The organism is Streptomyces sp. G5(2025) (genome assembly GCF_049542075.1).
Lineage (GTDB): Bacteria > Actinomycetota > Actinomycetes > Streptomycetales > Streptomycetaceae > Streptomyces.
In genome coordinates this window covers 4,879,697-4,895,787 of sequence record NZ_JBMUZT010000006.1, presented here as the reverse complement: position 1 = coordinate 4,895,787, position 16,091 = coordinate 4,879,697, and the positions used below count along the sequence as shown (strand labels likewise).

General features: G+C 70.3%; 15 protein-coding genes. 3 read left to right on the top strand and 12 right to left on the bottom strand.

The genetic code is table 11. The features are described 5' to 3' along the window. Positions 1 to 60: 60 nt before the first annotated feature. Positions 61 to 825, top strand: coding sequence for an alpha/beta hydrolase (locus ACOBQB_RS33175; RefSeq protein WP_423597033.1), 765 nt, complete (start codon positions 61 to 63; stop codon positions 823 to 825). Between the two features lie 15 nt (positions 826 to 840). On the opposite strand, the gene ACOBQB_RS33170 is transcribed toward ACOBQB_RS33175, so the two are convergent. Then, entirely contained in the window at positions 841 to 1,800 is a 960-nt protein-coding gene (locus ACOBQB_RS33170) for a LysR substrate-binding domain-containing protein (RefSeq protein ID WP_423597031.1), read from the bottom strand. Positions 1,801 to 1,862: 62 nt separating this feature from the next. On the opposite strand from ACOBQB_RS33170, the gene ACOBQB_RS33165 reads away from it, so the two are divergent. Both ACOBQB_RS33165 and ACOBQB_RS33160 read left to right on the top strand, forming a co-directional pair. Beyond that, positions 1,863 to 3,161 (top strand): MFS transporter, encoded by a 1,299-nt coding sequence (locus ACOBQB_RS33165; RefSeq protein ID WP_423597029.1) that lies wholly within the window; start codon positions 1,863 to 1,865, stop codon positions 3,159 to 3,161. A 156-nt stretch (positions 3,162 to 3,317) separates the two neighbouring features. Further along, a complete protein-coding gene (locus ACOBQB_RS33160; protein WP_423597028.1) occupies positions 3,318 to 4,301 on the top strand; it encodes a sigma-70 family RNA polymerase sigma factor in 984 nt (327 codons plus the stop codon). On the opposite strand, the gene ACOBQB_RS33155 is transcribed toward ACOBQB_RS33160, so the two are convergent. The 11 genes from ACOBQB_RS33155 to ACOBQB_RS33105 form a co-directional block, all read right to left on the bottom strand. Continuing rightward, a complete protein-coding gene (locus ACOBQB_RS33155; protein ID WP_423597026.1) occupies positions 4,212 to 4,580 on the bottom strand; it encodes an STAS domain-containing protein in 369 nt (122 codons plus the stop codon). The two genes, ACOBQB_RS33160 and ACOBQB_RS33155, sit on opposite strands and share 90 nt — an antisense overlap. A gap of 201 nt (positions 4,581 to 4,781) precedes the next feature. After that, positions 4,782 to 5,366 carry a Uma2 family endonuclease gene (locus ACOBQB_RS33150; RefSeq protein WP_423597024.1) on the bottom strand — a complete coding sequence of 195 codons (585 nt, stop codon included), beginning with the start codon at positions 5,364 to 5,366 and terminating at the stop codon, positions 4,782 to 4,784. Between the two features lie 130 nt (positions 5,367 to 5,496). Continuing rightward, on the bottom strand, positions 5,497 to 6,774 hold the full coding sequence (locus ACOBQB_RS33145; protein ID WP_423597022.1) for a thymidine phosphorylase: 1,278 nt from the start codon (positions 6,772 to 6,774) through the stop codon (positions 5,497 to 5,499). Between the two features lie 145 nt (positions 6,775 to 6,919). Then, positions 6,920 to 7,321, bottom strand: coding sequence for a cytidine deaminase (locus ACOBQB_RS33140; RefSeq protein ID WP_423597020.1), 402 nt, complete (start codon positions 7,319 to 7,321; stop codon positions 6,920 to 6,922). Next, positions 7,318 to 8,580: an ABC transporter permease gene (locus ACOBQB_RS33135; protein WP_423597018.1), complete on the bottom strand. Its 1,263-nt coding sequence runs from the start codon at positions 8,578 to 8,580 to the stop codon at positions 7,318 to 7,320. The genes ACOBQB_RS33140 and ACOBQB_RS33135 overlap by 4 nt, the downstream gene beginning before the upstream one ends. Then, entirely contained in the window at positions 8,577 to 9,761 is a 1,185-nt protein-coding gene (locus ACOBQB_RS33130) for an ABC transporter permease (RefSeq protein ID WP_423597016.1), read from the bottom strand. The genes ACOBQB_RS33135 and ACOBQB_RS33130 overlap by 4 nt, the downstream gene beginning before the upstream one ends. Next, positions 9,758 to 11,311, bottom strand: coding sequence for an ABC transporter ATP-binding protein (locus tag ACOBQB_RS33125; protein WP_423598925.1), 1,554 nt, complete (start codon positions 11,309 to 11,311; stop codon positions 9,758 to 9,760). The genes ACOBQB_RS33130 and ACOBQB_RS33125 overlap by 4 nt, the downstream gene beginning before the upstream one ends. A 254-nt stretch (positions 11,312 to 11,565) precedes the next feature. After that, a complete protein-coding gene (locus ACOBQB_RS33120; protein WP_423597013.1) occupies positions 11,566 to 12,618 on the bottom strand; it encodes a BMP family lipoprotein in 1,053 nt (350 codons plus the stop codon). Between the two features lie 264 nt (positions 12,619 to 12,882). Then, the gene (locus ACOBQB_RS33115) at positions 12,883 to 13,968 is read right to left on the bottom strand and encodes a BMP family lipoprotein (RefSeq protein WP_423597011.1); all 1,086 of its coding nucleotides are present in this window, start codon (positions 13,966 to 13,968) and stop codon (positions 12,883 to 12,885) included. A 209-nt stretch (positions 13,969 to 14,177) separates the two neighbouring features. Continuing rightward, entirely contained in the window at positions 14,178 to 15,437 is a 1,260-nt protein-coding gene (locus ACOBQB_RS33110; RefSeq protein ID WP_423597009.1) for a M20 family metallopeptidase, read from the bottom strand. A 119-nt stretch (positions 15,438 to 15,556) separates the two neighbouring features. Beyond that, on the bottom strand, positions 15,557 to 16,078 hold the full coding sequence (locus ACOBQB_RS33105) for a hypothetical protein (protein ID WP_423597007.1): 522 nt from the start codon (positions 16,076 to 16,078) through the stop codon (positions 15,557 to 15,559). Positions 16,079 to 16,091: the final 13 nt, after the last annotated feature.

The window sequence follows — 16,091 nt, the reverse complement described above, 5'->3', positions numbered from 1 at the left end:
TACGTAACAGTGACCCTGCGGACGGGTGGCGTACACCATCGCTTCTGACACTGTTCTGTCATGGCACAGCAAGGGACAGCGGGGCCTGCGGGCGCCCCGGGACTCGGGCGCGTGATCGGGACGGCACCTTCGGCGGTGAGCGGCGTGGTCCTGCTGCTGCCCGGCGGCTGCGAGACGTCCACCCGCAGGCCTTCGCCGCTGGCGGCCGGGGCGGTGCGGGCACTGGGCCGCAGGCTGGCCCAGGACGGACGCGCGGCGGGCCTCGCCACGCATGTCGTGCGCTACCGCTGCCGGGGCTGGAACGGCGCGCAGGCGCAGCTGGCCGAGGACACGGCCTGGGCGACGGACGAGGTCGTACGTCTCTACGGCGACGTCCCGGTCTGCCTGGCCGGAGTGGACATGGGCGGCCGGGCGGCGCTGCGCGCGGGCGGTCACCCGGCCGTCAACTCCGTCCTCGCGGTCGCCCCTTGGCTGCCCGAGGACGATGTGGCGGCGCCGCCCGAGCCGGTGAAGCAGCTCGTGGGGCGGCGGGTCCTCATCGTGCACGGCACGAACGACGAGCGGACCGACCCGGAGCTGTCGTTCCGCTTCGCGGAGCGCGCGAAGAAGGCGAACCGCGACGTGTGCCGGTTCGAGGTGCACTCCGACGGCCACCGGCTCCATCAGCACCAGGCCGAAGTCCAGGCGCTGGCCTCGGACTTCGTGCGCGGCACGCTCTTCGGGGCCCACTTCGCCCGCCCCTTGGAGGACGCGCTTGCGGCGCCGCCGCCGCTGGGGCTGCGCATGCCGCTCGCCTCCGGCTTCGGGCGGTCGTCGCGCCGCTGAGGCCCGCCGGGACGGTCACGTCGACTGTTGCAGCAGCTTTCCCTTCCTGCTCAGCAGGAACTCCTTGAACGCGGCCACCGGCGGGGTGTCCGGGCGCCCCGCCAGCCAGGCCACGCCGATCTCACGGACCGCCCGCTGGCCCGTCACCGTCAGTTCCACGACGCCCGGGCGGGGCACGGCGGGCGGCGGCAGGAGCGCCACGCCGAGCCCTGCCGCGACCAGGCCGCGCAAGGTCTCCGCCTCCTCGCCCTCGAAGGCCACGCGGGGCTTGAAGCCCGCCTCCTGGCAGAGGTCGTCGGTGATGCGGCGCAGGCCGTAGCCGGGCTCCAGGGTCACGAAGGCCTCGTCGGCGGCCTCGGCGAGGCGGACCCGCTTCCGGGAGGCGAGGCGGTGCTCGTCGGGCACGACCAGGCGCAGGCGTTGCTCGTCGAGGCGGCGGGCGACCAGGTCGGGGGCGTCGGGCACGGGCGAGGTGAGGCAGAGGTCCAGCTCGCCCGCGCGCAGCCTCTCCAGCATCGCCTCGCCGTAGTTCTGTACGAGGCTGAAGCGCACCCTCGGGTGGTCGGCGCGGAAGGCGCGGATCAGGCCGGGCACGGTCTCGGAGCCCATGGTGTGCAGGAACCCGAAGGCGACCTTGCCGGAGGCCGGGTCGGCGTCGGCGCGCACGGACTCGGCGGCGCGCTCCACCTCGGCGAGGGCCCGCTCGACCGAGGCGAGGAAGGTGCGGCCTGCCGGGGTGAGCGAGACGGTGCGGCCGCGGCGCGTGAACAGGCCGACGCCGAGGTCCCGTTCGAGTCGTACGAGCGCGCGGGAGAGGGTGGACTGGGGGATCTGCATCTCGTGGGCGGCGCGCGTGACGTGTTCGGTGCGGGCGACTCCCGCGAAGTACGCGAGGCGTGGCGCGAGCAGCGTCACGATGTCCTCCACGTCACTGTTGTGTGACAGGCGCGGCTGTGACCTCTGCTGATGCTGCATGGGAACGATTATGGCGTTTCCATGCATTGGACGCATCAAAAAACCGGCCGTACGTTCGTGGCATGCCTCCTGCCAGTAGCGGGGCGTCCGCCACCCACGCGGTCGCCCTCTCCTCGTCGTCCCCTGCCGCTGATTCCGCCGCCGATTCCCGGCTGACCCCGGGCGGTCCCGGCTACCGCAGGATGAGCTTCGCGCTCTTCCTCGCGGGCGTCGCCACCTTCGCCCTCCTCTACTCCACGCAGGCCCTGCTGCCGCTGGTCTCCGCCGACTTCGGCGCGAGCGCGAGCACGGCGAGCTGGACGGTGTCGGCGGCCACGGGCGCACTGGCTCTCTTCGTCCTTCCGCTGAGCGCGCTCAGCGAGCGCTTCGGGCGGCGCGCGATGATGACGGCGTCCCTGAGCGTCGCGGTCGCGGTCGGGCTCCTCGTACCGTTCGCGCCCTCGGTGGAGGTCCTCATCGCGCTGCGCGCGGTGCAGGGCGCGGCCCTCGCCGGGCTCCCGGCGTCGGCAATGGCGTTCCTCGCCGAGGAGGTGCGGCCCAAGGCACTGGTCGCCGCGATCGGCATGTTCGTCGCGGGCAACTCCATCGGCGGCATGAGCGGCCGCATCATCACGGGCTGGGTCGCGCAGGCCTGGGGCTGGCGCGCGGCGCTGGCCGTCGTGGGCGTCGTCGCGGTGCTGTGCGCGGTCGCGTTCCGCGCGCTGCTGCCCGCGCCGCGGCACTTCGCGCCGGGCTCGCTGAACCCCAAGTCCCTGGCGCGGGCGGTCCGTACGCATCTGTCGAACCCGCTCCTGTGCCGGCTGTACGCGATCGGGGCGCTGTTCATGACCGTCTTCGGCGCGGTCTACACGGTGATCGGCTACCGGCTCACCGAGGCGCCGTTCTCGCTCCCCCAGGGCGTCATCGGCTCGATCTTCCTCGTCTACCTCGTCGGTACGGTCTCCTCGGCGGCGGCCGGGAAGCTGGTGGCCCGGCTCGGGCGGCGCGGGGCGCTGTACCTGGCGGTGGGCACGACGGCGGGCGGGCTGCTGCTGTCCCTGTCGGCCTCGCTGGCCCTGGTCCTGCTGGGGCTCGTGCTGATCACCGCGGGCTTCTTCGCGGGCCACGCGGTGGCGTCGTCGTCGGTGAGCCGTACGGCCACGACCGGGCGAGCGCAGGCCTCGGCCCTCTACCAGTCGGCGTACTACCTGGGTTCGAGCGCGGGCGGCACGCTCGGCGCGGTCGCCTTCCACGCGGGCGGCTGGGCCGGGACGGTGGGGCTCGGGCTGCTCGCGGTGCTCGGCGTCGTGTCGGTCACGGTGTGGGGTTCGCACGTGGCGCGGGTGGAGCGGCGGCGCGATCTCGTGGCCCGCTCCTGCTGATCCGTCCCGGACGGCCGGCGGCGTGAGTGGCGGCTCCGACCGATTTCACCTGCGGGTTTTCCCACTCCGGGGGCCGTTGTCAGTGGGCTGCGGTAGCTTCCGGTGTGTCGGGCCTCACTGTCGGGCCCTTCTCAGAATCCGCAGGGGTGGGTTGGGATGAGCGACATCGCAGGGACGACGACCGATCTGGACGTCACGCTGGAGAAGTACCGGGTCGAGCTGACCGGGTACTGCTATCGGATGCTGGGCTCCGCCTTCGAGGCCGAGGACGCCGTGCAGGACACGATGGTGCGGGCCTGGCGCAGCTTCGAGAAGTTCGAGGGCCGCTCCAGCATCCGCTCCTGGCTGTACCGCATCGCGACGAACGTCTGCCTGGACATGCTGAACGCGGGCAACCGCCGCGCCCGCCCCATGGACCTGACGGCCGCCGCCCCGCTGGCGCAGGCGGCGCTCACCCCCCGCCCGGACAACACCTGGCTGGAGCCGATGCCGGACGCCCGTGTGCTGCCCGCCCCGAGCGATCCCGCGGAGGCCGCCGTCGCCAAGGAGTCGGTGCGCCTGGCGTTCGTCGCCGCCCTGCAGAACCTGCCGCCCAAGCAGCGGGCGGTGCTCATCCTGCGCGAGGTGCTCGCCTGGAAGGCCAGCGAGGTCGCCGAGCTGATCGACACCTCCGTCGCCTCGGTGAACAGCGCGCTCCAGCGGGCCCGCGCCACCCTCGCCGAGCGCCCGGCGGACGGCACGGCCGTCTCCGATCCGCTCGACGAGGAGCAGCAGAAGCTCCTGGAGCGCTATGTCGCCGCCTTCGAGGGTTATGACATGGCGGCGCTCACGGCGCTCCTCGCCGAGGACGCCGTGATGACGATGCCGCCGTTCGACCTGTGGCTGCGCGGCACGGCGGACATCACGGGCTTCATGTCCACGATGGGCGCGGCCTGTGCCAACGGCCGCCTCCTGCCGGTGGACGTGAACGGCACGCCGGGCTTCGCCCAGTACAAGCCCGACCCGGACAACGGCGGCTTCATGCCGTGGTGCATTCAGGTCATCGAGATCTCACAGGGCCGTATCGCTGGCTTCCACTGCTTCCTGGACACCCCGCGGTGGTTCCCGCTGTTCGGGGTGCCCCTCCATCTCGACGACTAGACCGAGCAGTTCGGTCAGTCCGACGAGGCCGAGCAGCGCCAGCAGGGCGGGGGTGGGGTTCCTGAGCCGGATCCGGCCCCCTGCCCTGCGGGCGGCGAGGTGCAGGCGGGCGACGGCGTCGACGGTCGTGAGGTCGGCGGTGGTGACGGCGCCGACGTCACAGACCACGTCGTGGCCGGGCCCGTGGCGGGCGGCCGTGACCAGCGCGCACAGCCGCGGGACGTCGCTCGCGCGCAGGGGGCCCTCGATGACGATGAGGTTCGCTTCGGATGCAGCCACGCAGGGTTGACTCGCGGGGCGGACGGAACTCATCGGTGCCCGTACCGGAGCCGTACACGCGCGGTTGATCGAGTACCCCAAGCTCGGCTTCGCCATCGAGAAGGCGTCCCGGAGGACGTGCGCAGCGCCTATGAGGGCCTCCTCGCCGCAGGCTTCACCCGCCGTCTCATCACGGGCTGGCGAATCGGCGCCCTGCCCGCGTCAGTCCTGCGGGAAGGCGCTCGTGTCCATGTCCAGGTCGAAGGGCCCGGGAAGCTTGATGAGCTCGCCGAACTTGCAGGCCTGAAGGATCCGGTAGACGTCACCCGTGGGCTCGCCGTACAGGGTGATGGTGGGGCCGCCGGGGGCCCAGCGGTCGGCAAGGAGGTAGAGGGGCACGCCGCCGGCTGCGTAGCCCGCGACCTTGCTGATGCGGTCGTGGCTGGCATTGGACCGCGACGTGACCTCGACGACAAGTTCAGCGGCAGCGGCCGGAATGCACTGCTCCCCCTTCCCCACCACATCCGCTCGCGGCGCCACGACCAGGTCGGGGATGTAAGCACCCTCCCGAGAAGGCACGAGGATGGTCTGCTCGTGATAAATGCCGAGTTCGAATGGAATGACGCCCAGCTGCCGGTGGATCAGCTCAGCGATTTCGTTGTGGTTGTTCGAGGGACTGGGCGACACGGTGATGACCCCTTCGATGATCTCCACCTTGCTGCCCTCGGGCCACTCCTTCTCCTCCCGGAAACGAAGGAGATCTTCCCAGTTCTGGCCGGGGTCGTGGCCGACGGTGAGTGCACTCATGGCGGCCTCCTTAATCGGTGTGTCACCGATCCCAGCATGCCGAACGGGACCGGCGGTGGTCCACCGATCCCGTTCACCCGTACGAGTAAGCCCTGGTCAGAGGGTTGCCCCCGCAGCCCCGAGAGACCCCCTAGCCGATTCGGTCCAGCACGATCGGCGTCGCCGAGAAGTCCGTGCCCGCGGCAGCGATGTCGTACGAACCCTCCACCGACTCCAGGGCGTACGCGAACCGCTCCGGCGTGTCCGTGTGCAGCGTCAGCAGCGGCGCGCCCGCCTCGACCGTGTCGCCCGGCTTCGCGTGCAGTTCGACGCCCGCGCCCGCCTGGACGACGTCCTCCTTGCGGGCGCGGCCCGCGCCCAGGCGCCAGGCGGCGACGCCGATGTCGTACGCGTCCAGGCGGGTCAGGACGCCCGAGGACGGCGCCGTCACCACGTGCTGCTCGCGCGCCACCGGGAGGGCCGCATCCGGGTCGCCGCCCTGCGCCGCGATCATGCGGCGCCATACGTCCATCGCCGAGCCGTCGGCCAGGGCCTTCGCCGGGTCGGCGTCCTTCAGACCCGCCGCGTCCAGCATCTCGCGGGCCAGCGCGAGGGTCAGTTCGACCACGTCCGCCGGGCCGCCGCCCGCCAGGACCTCCACCGACTCGCGGACCTCCAGGGCGTTGCCCGCCGTCAGGCCCAGCGGGGTCGACATGTCCGTCAGCAGAGCGACCGTGCGCACGCCGCTGTCCGTGCCCAGTTCCACCATCGTGGAGGCCAGTTCGCGGGCGTCGTCCAGGTTCTTCATGAACGCGCCGGTGCCGACCTTCACGTCCAGGACCAGCGAGCCCGTCCCCTCGGCGATCTTCTTCGACATGATGGACGAGGCGATCAGCGGGATCGCCTCCACCGTGCCCGTGACGTCGCGCAACGCGTACAGCTTCTTGTCGGCCGGCGCCAGGCCGTCGCCCGCCGCGCAGATCACCGAGCCGACGCCGTCGAGGACGTTCAGCATCTCCTCGTTGGAGAGCAGCGCGCGCCAGCCGGGGATGGCCTCCAGCTTGTCCAGGGTGCCGCCGGTGTGGCCGAGGCCCCGGCCCGACAGCTGCGGGACGGCCGCGCCGCACGCCGCGACCAGCGGGGCGAGCGGCAGCGTGATCTTGTCGCCGACGCCGCCCGTGGAGTGCTTGTCGGACGTCGGGCGGGACAGGGAGGAGAAGTCCATGCGCTCGCCGGACGCGATCATCGCGGCGGTCCAGCGGGCGATCTCCTTGCGGTTCATGCCGTTGAGGAGGATCGCCATCGCCAGGGACGACATCTGCTCGTCGGCGACCGCGCCGCGCGTGTACGCGTCGATGACCCAGTCGATCTGCTCGTCGCTCAGCTCGCCCCGGTCACGCTTGGTGCGGATGACGGAGATGACGTCCATGGCATGTCCTTCCAGCAGTACAACGGCTGACGTACAGAAGTACGCACACAAGTACGTACATGAGTACGTACACAAGTACCTCGCGACTCTACGCGCATAGAGTCACGGCGTGAAGAAGCCCCCGCCAACAGACGGGGGCCCTCGTTCAGTTGAGCCGCTGCGGCCCGAACGCGTCCGGCAGCATGTCCGCCAGCGTCCGCACCCCCGAGGCCGTCTCCAGGAGCAGCTCCGGGCCGCCGAACTCCCACAGCAGCTGGCGGCAGCGGCCGCACGGCATCAGGATCTCGCCCTTGCCGTCCACACACGTGAAGTGGGTGAGGCGGCCACCGCCGGTCAGCTGGAGCTGCGAGACCAGGCCGCACTCGGCGCACAGGGCGAGGCCGTACGAGGCGTTCTCCACGTTGCAGCCGGAGACCGTCCTGCCGTCGTCGACCAGGGCCGCGGCGCCGACCGGGAACGCCGAGTAGGGCGCGTAGGCGCGGGACATCGCCTCGCGCGCGGCCTCCCGCAGGGCGTGCCAGTCGGTGTCCGCCGCGGCTGTCGTCACTTTCCTTGTCCCTTCCGGTACGGCATCCCGTCCGCCTTCGGCATGCGCAGCCGCTGGGCGGAGAGCGAGAGGACCAGCAGGGTCACCACGTAGGGGGTGGCGGTGACGACCTGGTTGGGCACCTCGTCGGTCAAGCCGTACCACAGGAACATCAGCGCGGAGACGGCCGCGGTGATCACCGCGGGGACGTACCGCTTGCGCCAGGCGAGGTAGACCGCGCCGATGACCAGCAGGATCGCGATGAGCAGCAGCAGCGCGTGGACGTTCGTGCCGCCACCCCGGAGCTTGAGGCTGTCGGTGTAACCGAACAGGCCCGCGCCGAGCGCGAGTCCGCCCGGCATCCAGTTGCCGAAGATCATCGCGGCGAGGCCGATGTAGCCGCGGCCGCCGGTCTGGCCCTCCAGGTAGATGTTGGAGGCGACCAGCGAGAGGAACGCGCCGCCGAGGCCCGCGAGGCCGCCGGAGATGACGACGGCCAGGTACTTGTACTTGTAGACGTTCACGCCGAGCGACTCGGCGGCGATCGGGTTCTCGCCGCAGGAGCGCAGCCGCAGGCCGAACGAGGTGCGCCACAGCACCCACCAGCTCAGCGGCACCATGGCGACGGCGACGACGGTGAGCGGCGACAGGTTGGTGAACAGGCCGCCGAGCAGCCCCGCGAGGTCCGAGACCAGGAACCAGTGCTTGCCGTTGAGTTCGGCCAGCCAGTCGGAGAGCCCCGGCACGGAGAAGCTGCCGAGCGATTCGACGGGCGGCGACTGCTTGGACGTACCGCCCTCCTCGCCCTCGAAGGCGAAGGTGGAGAGGTAGCGCGTGGCGCCCAGGGCGAGGATGTTGAGGGCCACACCGGAGACGATGTGGTTGACGTTGAAGGTGACCGTCACGATGGCGTGCAGCAGGCCGCCGAGGGCGCCGCCGGCGATGCCGAACAGGACACCGACCCACGGACCCCACTGGAAACCGGCCCAGGCGCCGAACCAGGTGCCGAGGATCAGCATGCCTTCGAGGCCGATGTTGACCACGCCCGCGCGCTCGGCCCACAGGCCGCCGAGGCCCGCGAGGCCGATCGGCACGGCGAGTTGGAGGGCTGTCGACATCTGGCCGGTGGACGTGATGCCGTCGGCGCCGGTGATCATGCGGACCACGGAGGTCAGCACCAGGACGCCCGCGATGATCAGCATGAGGACGGGGAGCGAGATGCGGCGGCGGCCCGGGGCGGGCTGCTTGGCCGGGGGCTTGACCACGGATGCCGTGCTCATCGGGCAGTCGCCTCCTTCACGGTGTCGTTGGTGCCGTCGTTGCCGCCGGGGCTGTCGGGGCTGTCGGGGCCGTCGGTGCCGTTCTTGGCGTTGGCCCGTGCGGCGGCGGCCAGTTCCTCGCCCACGCGCTGCTGCTGGCGGCGCAGGCCCCAGCGGCGTACGGCCTCGTAGGAGACGACGACCGCGATCACGATGATGCCCTGCATGATCACCGCGATCTCCTTGTCGTACGGCTCCGGCTGGGCGTAGTCGAGAGCGGGCGACGCCTTGTCGAGGAAGGCCCAGAGCAGGGCGGCGAGCGCGATGCCGATCGGGTTGTTGCGGCCGAGCAGGGCGATGCCGATGCCGATGAAGCCGAGCCCCGAGGGGAAGCTGAGGCTGTAGGTGTGGGTGTCTCCGAGCAGGATCGGCAGGCCGGAGAGGCCCGCCACCGCGCCGGAGATCAGCATCGCGGTGAGCGCCATGCGCTTGGCGTTGACACCGCTGGCCGCGGCGGCCGACTCGGAGGCGCCGGTGGCGCGCAGGTCGAAGCCGAAGCGGGTGCGGTTGAGGACCAGCCAGTACAGGACACCCGCGAGAACGGCGACGAAGACGAAGCCGTAGACCTCGCCGCCCGCCAGCTTGATGCCGGGGAACCAGCCCGACTCCTTCATCACGCCGGTGGTCTGGTTGTTGCCGACCGGCACACCGAAGTTCTTGGTGAGCGTGAGGTAGCCGATGACGCTCGTCGCGATGGCGTTGAGCATGATCGTCGCGACGACCTCGCTGACGCCGCGGGTGGTCTTCAGCAGACCCGCGATGCCGGCCCAGAAGGCGCCGGTGAGCATGGCGACCACGATCAGCAGCGGGATCTGGAGCGCGGCGGGCAGCGCGACGTGCGCGCCGACGACCGCGGTGATCATCGCGGCGAGGCGGTACTGGCCGTCGACCCCGATGTTGAACAGATTCATCCGGAAGCCGATGGCCACCGCGAGGGCGGCCAGGTAGTACATCCCGGCCTGGTTGATGATCAGTACCTGGACGTCGGAGTAGGTGGCCTGCTCGAACATCAGGGCGTAGGGCTCGATCGGGCTCTTGCCCGAGGCGAGCAGCACGCCCGAGGTCAGCACCACGGCCACGATCAGCGCGATGACCGGTCCGGCCACGGCGAGGAGCAAGCGCTCCTTGTCGAACTTCTTCATCGGGTCTCGTCCTCCTCGGAGCCGTCACCGGACTCGACGTGTTCCAGGTGACCGGAGGCGGCACCCGTCATCGCCGACCCCAGCTCCTCGGGTGTGATGGTGGCCGGGTCGGCGTCCGCGACGAGCCGCCCGCGGTAGATGACGCGGAGGGTGTCGGAGAGGCCGATCAGCTCGTCCAGGTCCGCGGAGATCAGCAGGACGGCGAGGCCCTCGCGGCGGGCCTCGCGGATCTGGTCCCAGATCTGCGCCTGCGCGCCGACGTCCACGCCACGCGTGGGGTGGGCGGCGATCAAGAAGCGCGGCTTGTGGCTCATCTCGCGGCCGACGATCAGCTTCTGCTGGTTGCCGCCGGAGAGCGAGGCGGCCGTCACGTCGATGCCGGGGGTACGGACGTCGTACTCCTCGACGATGCGGCGGGTGTCGGCCTGGGCGCCCTTGATGTCCAGCCGGAAGCCCCGCGCGTTCGGCTTCTCGGTGACGTGGCCGAGGATGCGGTTCTCCCACAGCGGGGACTCCAGGAGGAGGCCGTGGCGGTGGCGGTCCTCGGGGATGTAACCGATGCCGTCCTCGCGGCGCTTGCGCGTGGGTACGGCGGTGATGTCCTCGCCCGCCATGCGGATCACACCGGAGTCGGCGTGCTTGAGGCCGATGAGCGCGTCGATCAGCTCGGTCTGGCCGTTGCCCTCGACGCCCGCGATGCCGAGGACCTCTCCCTCGTGGATCGTGAAGGAGATGTCGTCGAGCAGGGCGCGGCCCGAGTCGCCTCCGGCGAGCAGCTTGAGGCTCTCGACCTGGATCATCGGGCGGTCGGTGACCGTCGACTCCGCGGTCTCGGGGGTGGGCAGTTCGCTGCCCACCATCAGCTCGGCGAGCTGACGCGGCGTCGTCTCGGACGGGATCGCCGTGCCGACGGTCGTACCGCGCCGGATGACGGTGATGTCGTCGGCGACGGACAGCACCTCGCCCAGCTTGTGCGAGATGAAGATGACCGACAGGCCCTCGGACTTGAGCTCGCGGAGGTTGTCGAAGAGCGCGTCGACCTCCTGCGGCACGAGGACGGCCGTCGGTTCGTCGAGGATCAGCGTGGTGGCGCCGCGGTAGAGGACCTTGAGGATCTCCACGCGCTGGCGGTCGGCCACGCCGAGGTCCTCCACGTACGCGTCGGGGCGCACCCCGAGGCCGTACCGGTCGGACAGCTCGACGATCTTGCGGCGGGCGGCGCCGCCGATGCCGTGCAGCTTCTCGCTGCCGAGAACGATGTTCTCAAGCACCGTCAGCTGGTCGGCGAGCATGAAGTGCTGGTGCACCATGCCGATGCCGCGCGCGATGGCGTCGGCGGGGCCGGCGAAGGAGACCTGCTCGCCGTCGACGGTGATGGTGCCCTCGTCCGGCTTCTGCATGCCGTAGAGGATCTTCATCAGCGTCGACTTGCCGGCGCCGTTCTCGCCGACGAGGGCGTGGACGGTGCCCTTGCGGACGGTGAGGTGGATGTCGTGGTTGGCCACGACTCCGGGGAAGCGCTTGGTGATGCCGACGAGTTCGACGGCGATGGGCGGAGGGTTGGTGGACGCGTCGATGGCGCACTCTCCTCGGGGGCCAAAGGGCCTGAAGGGCCTGAAGGAAAGGGGCCGCCTACGCGCGCAGTGCCCCTGCTATTTGGTGCTGCTGAGTGCTACTAGGTGCTGCCGAGCTGCGTGTGGTCCGCGCGAACGGGGCGCGGGGGAAACATCGTCCCCCACACCCCGTCGTACGAGAATCACGCCGCCGTCACGGCAGTCGGTCCAGCGGTCACGCCATTACGGCGTTACGGCGTGGTCCTGACCTTGATCTTGCCGCTCTTGATGCCCTCTTCGGCCTTCTTCAGAGCCGCCTGGACATCCTTCATCTTCTGGAACTCGGGGTTGGAGTCGGCGAGCGCGACACCGCCCGACTTGAGGTCGGCGCGGACGACGCCGCCCTTGGCCTTGCCGTCCTCGACGGCCTTCGCCAGGTTGTAGACGGAGGCCGCGACGTCCTTGGTCGCCGAGGTCAGGATGTACTTCTTGTACTTGGCGAGCGCGTCCTGCTTGTACTGGTCCGAGTCGACGCCGATCGCCCAGATCTTCTTGGCGGCGGCGGCCTCGATGACGCCCTGACCCGAGAGGCCCGCGGCGTGGTAGACCACGTCGGCGCCCTTCTCGATCTGGCCCTGGGCGGCGGTCTTGCCCTTGTCGGGGCTGGTGAAGCCGCCGTCCTCGGCCTTCTCCGTCAGGTACTGCTTGACGACCTTGACCTTGGGGTTCGTGTCCTTGACGCCCTGCGCGAAGCCCGCCTCGAACTTGTGGATGAGGGGGACGTCCACGCCGCCGATGAAGCCGACGGTCTTGGACTTGGTGGTCTTGGCGGCGGCGACGCCCGCGAGGTAGGACGCCTCCTGCTCGCTGAAGACGAGGTCGGCGACGTTGTCGGCCTTGACGGTCTCGTCGTCGACGATGCCGAAGGTGACCTTCGGGAACTTCGCCGAGACCTCCTTGATCGCCGGGGCGTAGGCGTAGCCGACCCCGATGACCGGGTTGTAGCCCTGCTTGGCGAGCTGCGTCAGGCGCTGCGCCTTGTCGGCGTCGGACTCGCCGTCGACGGGCTCGACAGCCTTCTCGCCGGTCTGGAACTCCTTGGCGGCCTTCTTCATGCCCACGGTCGCGGCGTCGTTGAAGGACTGGTCGCCGGCACCACCGAGGTCGTAGGCGATGGCGACGCCCTTGCTCTTGTCGTCCTTGCTCGCGGCAGCGTCGCTGGACGTGCCACCACAGGCGGAGACAGAGACGGCGAGGGCTGCGGTCGCGGCGCCCGCGACAGCTATTCGAGACACCCGGCGCATAGAGACGAACTCCTTGAGTCAAGCAAGCACAAGCACGTACGCGCCGCACCCGGCGCTGATTTCGCCGCAGCGTAACGCGCGTAGACCGGACAGAAGAACCCTTCTGTCCGGTCCGTTATCGACCTGTGGCCACGAGGCGTCCGGCGGGCGAACGCACGGTGGGCGCCCCCGTGATGGAGGGCGCCCAGTCGCCGCAGCACGTTCTACGTACAACGGCATGAACCCTGCGGGCGGGGTGCTACGTACAACGTCCCCGCGTCCGTCCTACGGCACGGTCTTGACCTTCACCTTGCCGCTGACGATGTCCTTCTCAGCCTTCTCCACGGCGGCGACGACGTCCTTCATCGCCTTGTACCTCGGGTTGGAGTCGGAGAAGCCGACGCGGCCCGATCCGAGGTCGTAGCGCCGCTCGCCCGTCATCGGCTTGCCCTCGACGACCGACTTCGCCAGGTCGTACACCGCGCCGCCGACGTCCTTGAGCGCCGAACCGAGGATGTACTGCTTGTGCTTGGCGAGGGCCTTCTGCTGGTACTGGTCGGTGTCGACGCCGATCGCCCACTTCTTCTGCGAGCCGGCCTCCTGGATGACGCCCTGCCCGGAGAGACCGGCCGCGTGGTAGATGACGTCCGCGCCGGCCTCGATCTGCCCGCTCGCGGCGTTCTGCCCCTTGTCGGGGCTGCTGAAGCCGCCTTCCTCGGGCTTTTCCGTCAGATAGCGCTTCTCGATTTTGATCTTCGGATTGATCGACTTCGCGCCCTGCACGAATCCGGCCTCGAATTTGTGGATCAGCGGAATGTCCACGCCGCCGACGAATCCGATGTGCTCGGCCTTGCTCGCTTTCGCGGCGGCGACCCCCGCCAGATAGGAACCCTGTTCCTCGTGGAAGACCAGGTCGGCGACGTTGTCCGCCTTCACGGTGTTGTCGTCGACGATCCCGAAGGTGGTGTCGGGGAACTTCTTCGCGGCGGCCTCCACCGCGGGCGCGTAGACGAAACCGACGCCGATCACCGGGTCGTAGCCCTGCTTGGCGAGCTGTTCGAGGCGCTGGACCTTGTCGGCGCTGGACTCGCCGTCAGCCGGCTCCATGTCCACGCCGCCGATCTTGAACTCCTCACGGGCCTTGCTGTAGCCCGCGTAGGCGGCGTCGTTGAAGGACTGGTCGCCCTGCCCGCCGATGTCGTACGCCAGACCGATGCCCTTGCCCTTGTACGACGAGGAGGTGCCGGAGCCCTTCTCCTTGCCGCCCTCTTCCTTGGAAGCCTCGCTGCTGGTCTTGCCGCACGCCGAAGCGGCGAGGGCGAGCGACGCCACGGCCACGGCCACTTGGGAAAGTCTTGATACACGACGCACAGGACGTACTCCTCACGTTCCCAACGTTCCCCAACGCACCGCTGACGGCGCTGATTTCGGCGCACATTAACGCGCGTAGAAAGGGAGGGAACGGGTTTTCGCGCGGCCGTTACCTATTCGTGCCGGGCGTCGGGCACGTCCCGGTGAACCGGACGGGTGAAAGGGTGCCGGGCGGCAGCGGGCGCGGGCACCCCTTCACGCCGTACCGCTCACTCGCGCGCCGCGTCCAACAGGGCCGCGGCGGTGAAGAGTTCGACGCCGACCGCGATCGCCGTCTCGTCCGCGTCGAAGTCGCCCTGGTGGAGGTCGCGCACGGCACGCTCCCCCGGCTTGCGGACGCCGAGCCGGGCCATGGCGCCGGGCACGTGCTCCAGGTACCAGGAGAAGTCCTCGCCGCCGAGGCTCTGTTCGGTGTCCTCGACCGCGTGCAGGCCGCGCCGCTCGACCATGGCGTCGCGCAGCAGGTCGGCGACGGCTCCGTCGTTGACGACGGGCGGCACGCCGCGGACGTAGGTGATCTCGGACTTGGCGCGGTAGAGGTCGGCGATCTCCTGGATGGCGTCGTGCACCAGGTCGGGCGCCTGCCGCCAGGCCCTGAGGTCCAGGCAGCGCACGGTCCCGGAGAGCTCGGCGTGCTGCGGGATGACGTTCGGGGCGTGGCCGGACTCGATGCGGCCCCAGGTCACCGACAGGCCCGAGCGGGCGTCGGCGCGGCGGGCGACCAGGGCGGGGGCGTCGGTGACGACCTTGGCGACGGCGGTGACGAGGTCGGTGGTGAGGTGCGGGCGCGCGGTGTGTCCGCCGGGTCCGTCGAGCGACACCTCCAGGCGGTCGCAGGCGGAGGTGATGGGTCCGTGCCGCAGCCCGATGCGGCCCGCGTCGACGCGGGGGTCGCAGTGCACGGCGATGATCTTCCCGACGCCGTCGAGCACGCCGTCCTTGATGGCGTCGGCGGCGCCGCCCGGCATGACCTCCTCCGCGGGCTGGAAGATCAGCCGCACCGGAAAGGGCAGCTGCCCCTTGCCCGCCAGGTCGGCGAAGATCAGGCCGGCGCCGAGGACGACGGTGGTGTGCACGTCGTGCCCGCAGGCGTGGGCGCGGTCGGGCACCGTGGAGCGGTAGGGCACGCCGAGCTTGGTGTCCGGGATGGGCAGCGCGTCGATGTCGGCGCGCAGGGCGAGCATGGGGCGCGTCCCGTCCGACGCACCGACGTCGCAGATCAGCCCGGTGCCGCCGGCGAGCACCCGGGGCGCGAGGCCCGCCTCCTCAAGGCGGGCCTTGATGGCGGCGGTGGTGCGGAACTCCTGGTTGCCGAGCTCCGGGTGCATGTGCAGGTCGCGACGGAAAGCGACGAGCTCGGCACGGAGCGCTGCGGGCAACGCGCCGGGAAGCGTCTCCGCGGGCGCGGACTCCGTTCCGAACACGTCGGCGGACACCTCTTCGGTCGCACAGGACATCAGTTGGTTCACCCTCTGAAGGGTAGGGCGATGCAACGGCCAACTAACCCACGATCAACAAAAGTTCAGCCCGATAGGGGAAGAAAGAGTGGCCTCGTGGCGCATGGCCGCTGATCGGGATGGGTAAACTTTCACGCCGCCTCAGGGGATGCGCAGGCCGTCCGGCGCCTGTGGTAGGCGAGGGCGACCGCCGTCAGCAAGGGCGGCCAGGCGATCAGCGGTATATAGCAAAGCACAAGCAGGGCGGTTTGCGCTGTACTGTCCGTCACACCCGATTCACTCCCCAATCCGGCGATCTGAGCGTAGAAGGCCCAGCCCAGCAGCCCGAAGAGTCCGGCGGCGCCGAGCAGGGCGGGCACGACGGCCGCCATCGTCGGCACCGGCCGTCCGCCGAGCACGGGTACCCATCCGGGCACGACCTCACCCCACCCGCGCACCAGACCGAGCGTGAGCAACGCCAGCCCTTCGGACACCAGGCTGAGGATCACGATGTACACGGCCTCACCGGCGCCGCGCTGCTCCTGCGCGGCCACGGGGAGCCCGGCCACCAGGGCCACCCGCCACAGTCCGGAGGGCAGGGTGATCCAGGGCACGGCGTGGGCGGCGAGGGCGGCCCAGCGGGGGACGTCGGGCAGTGCGGAGATTTTCAGCATGGGGTGATGCTGG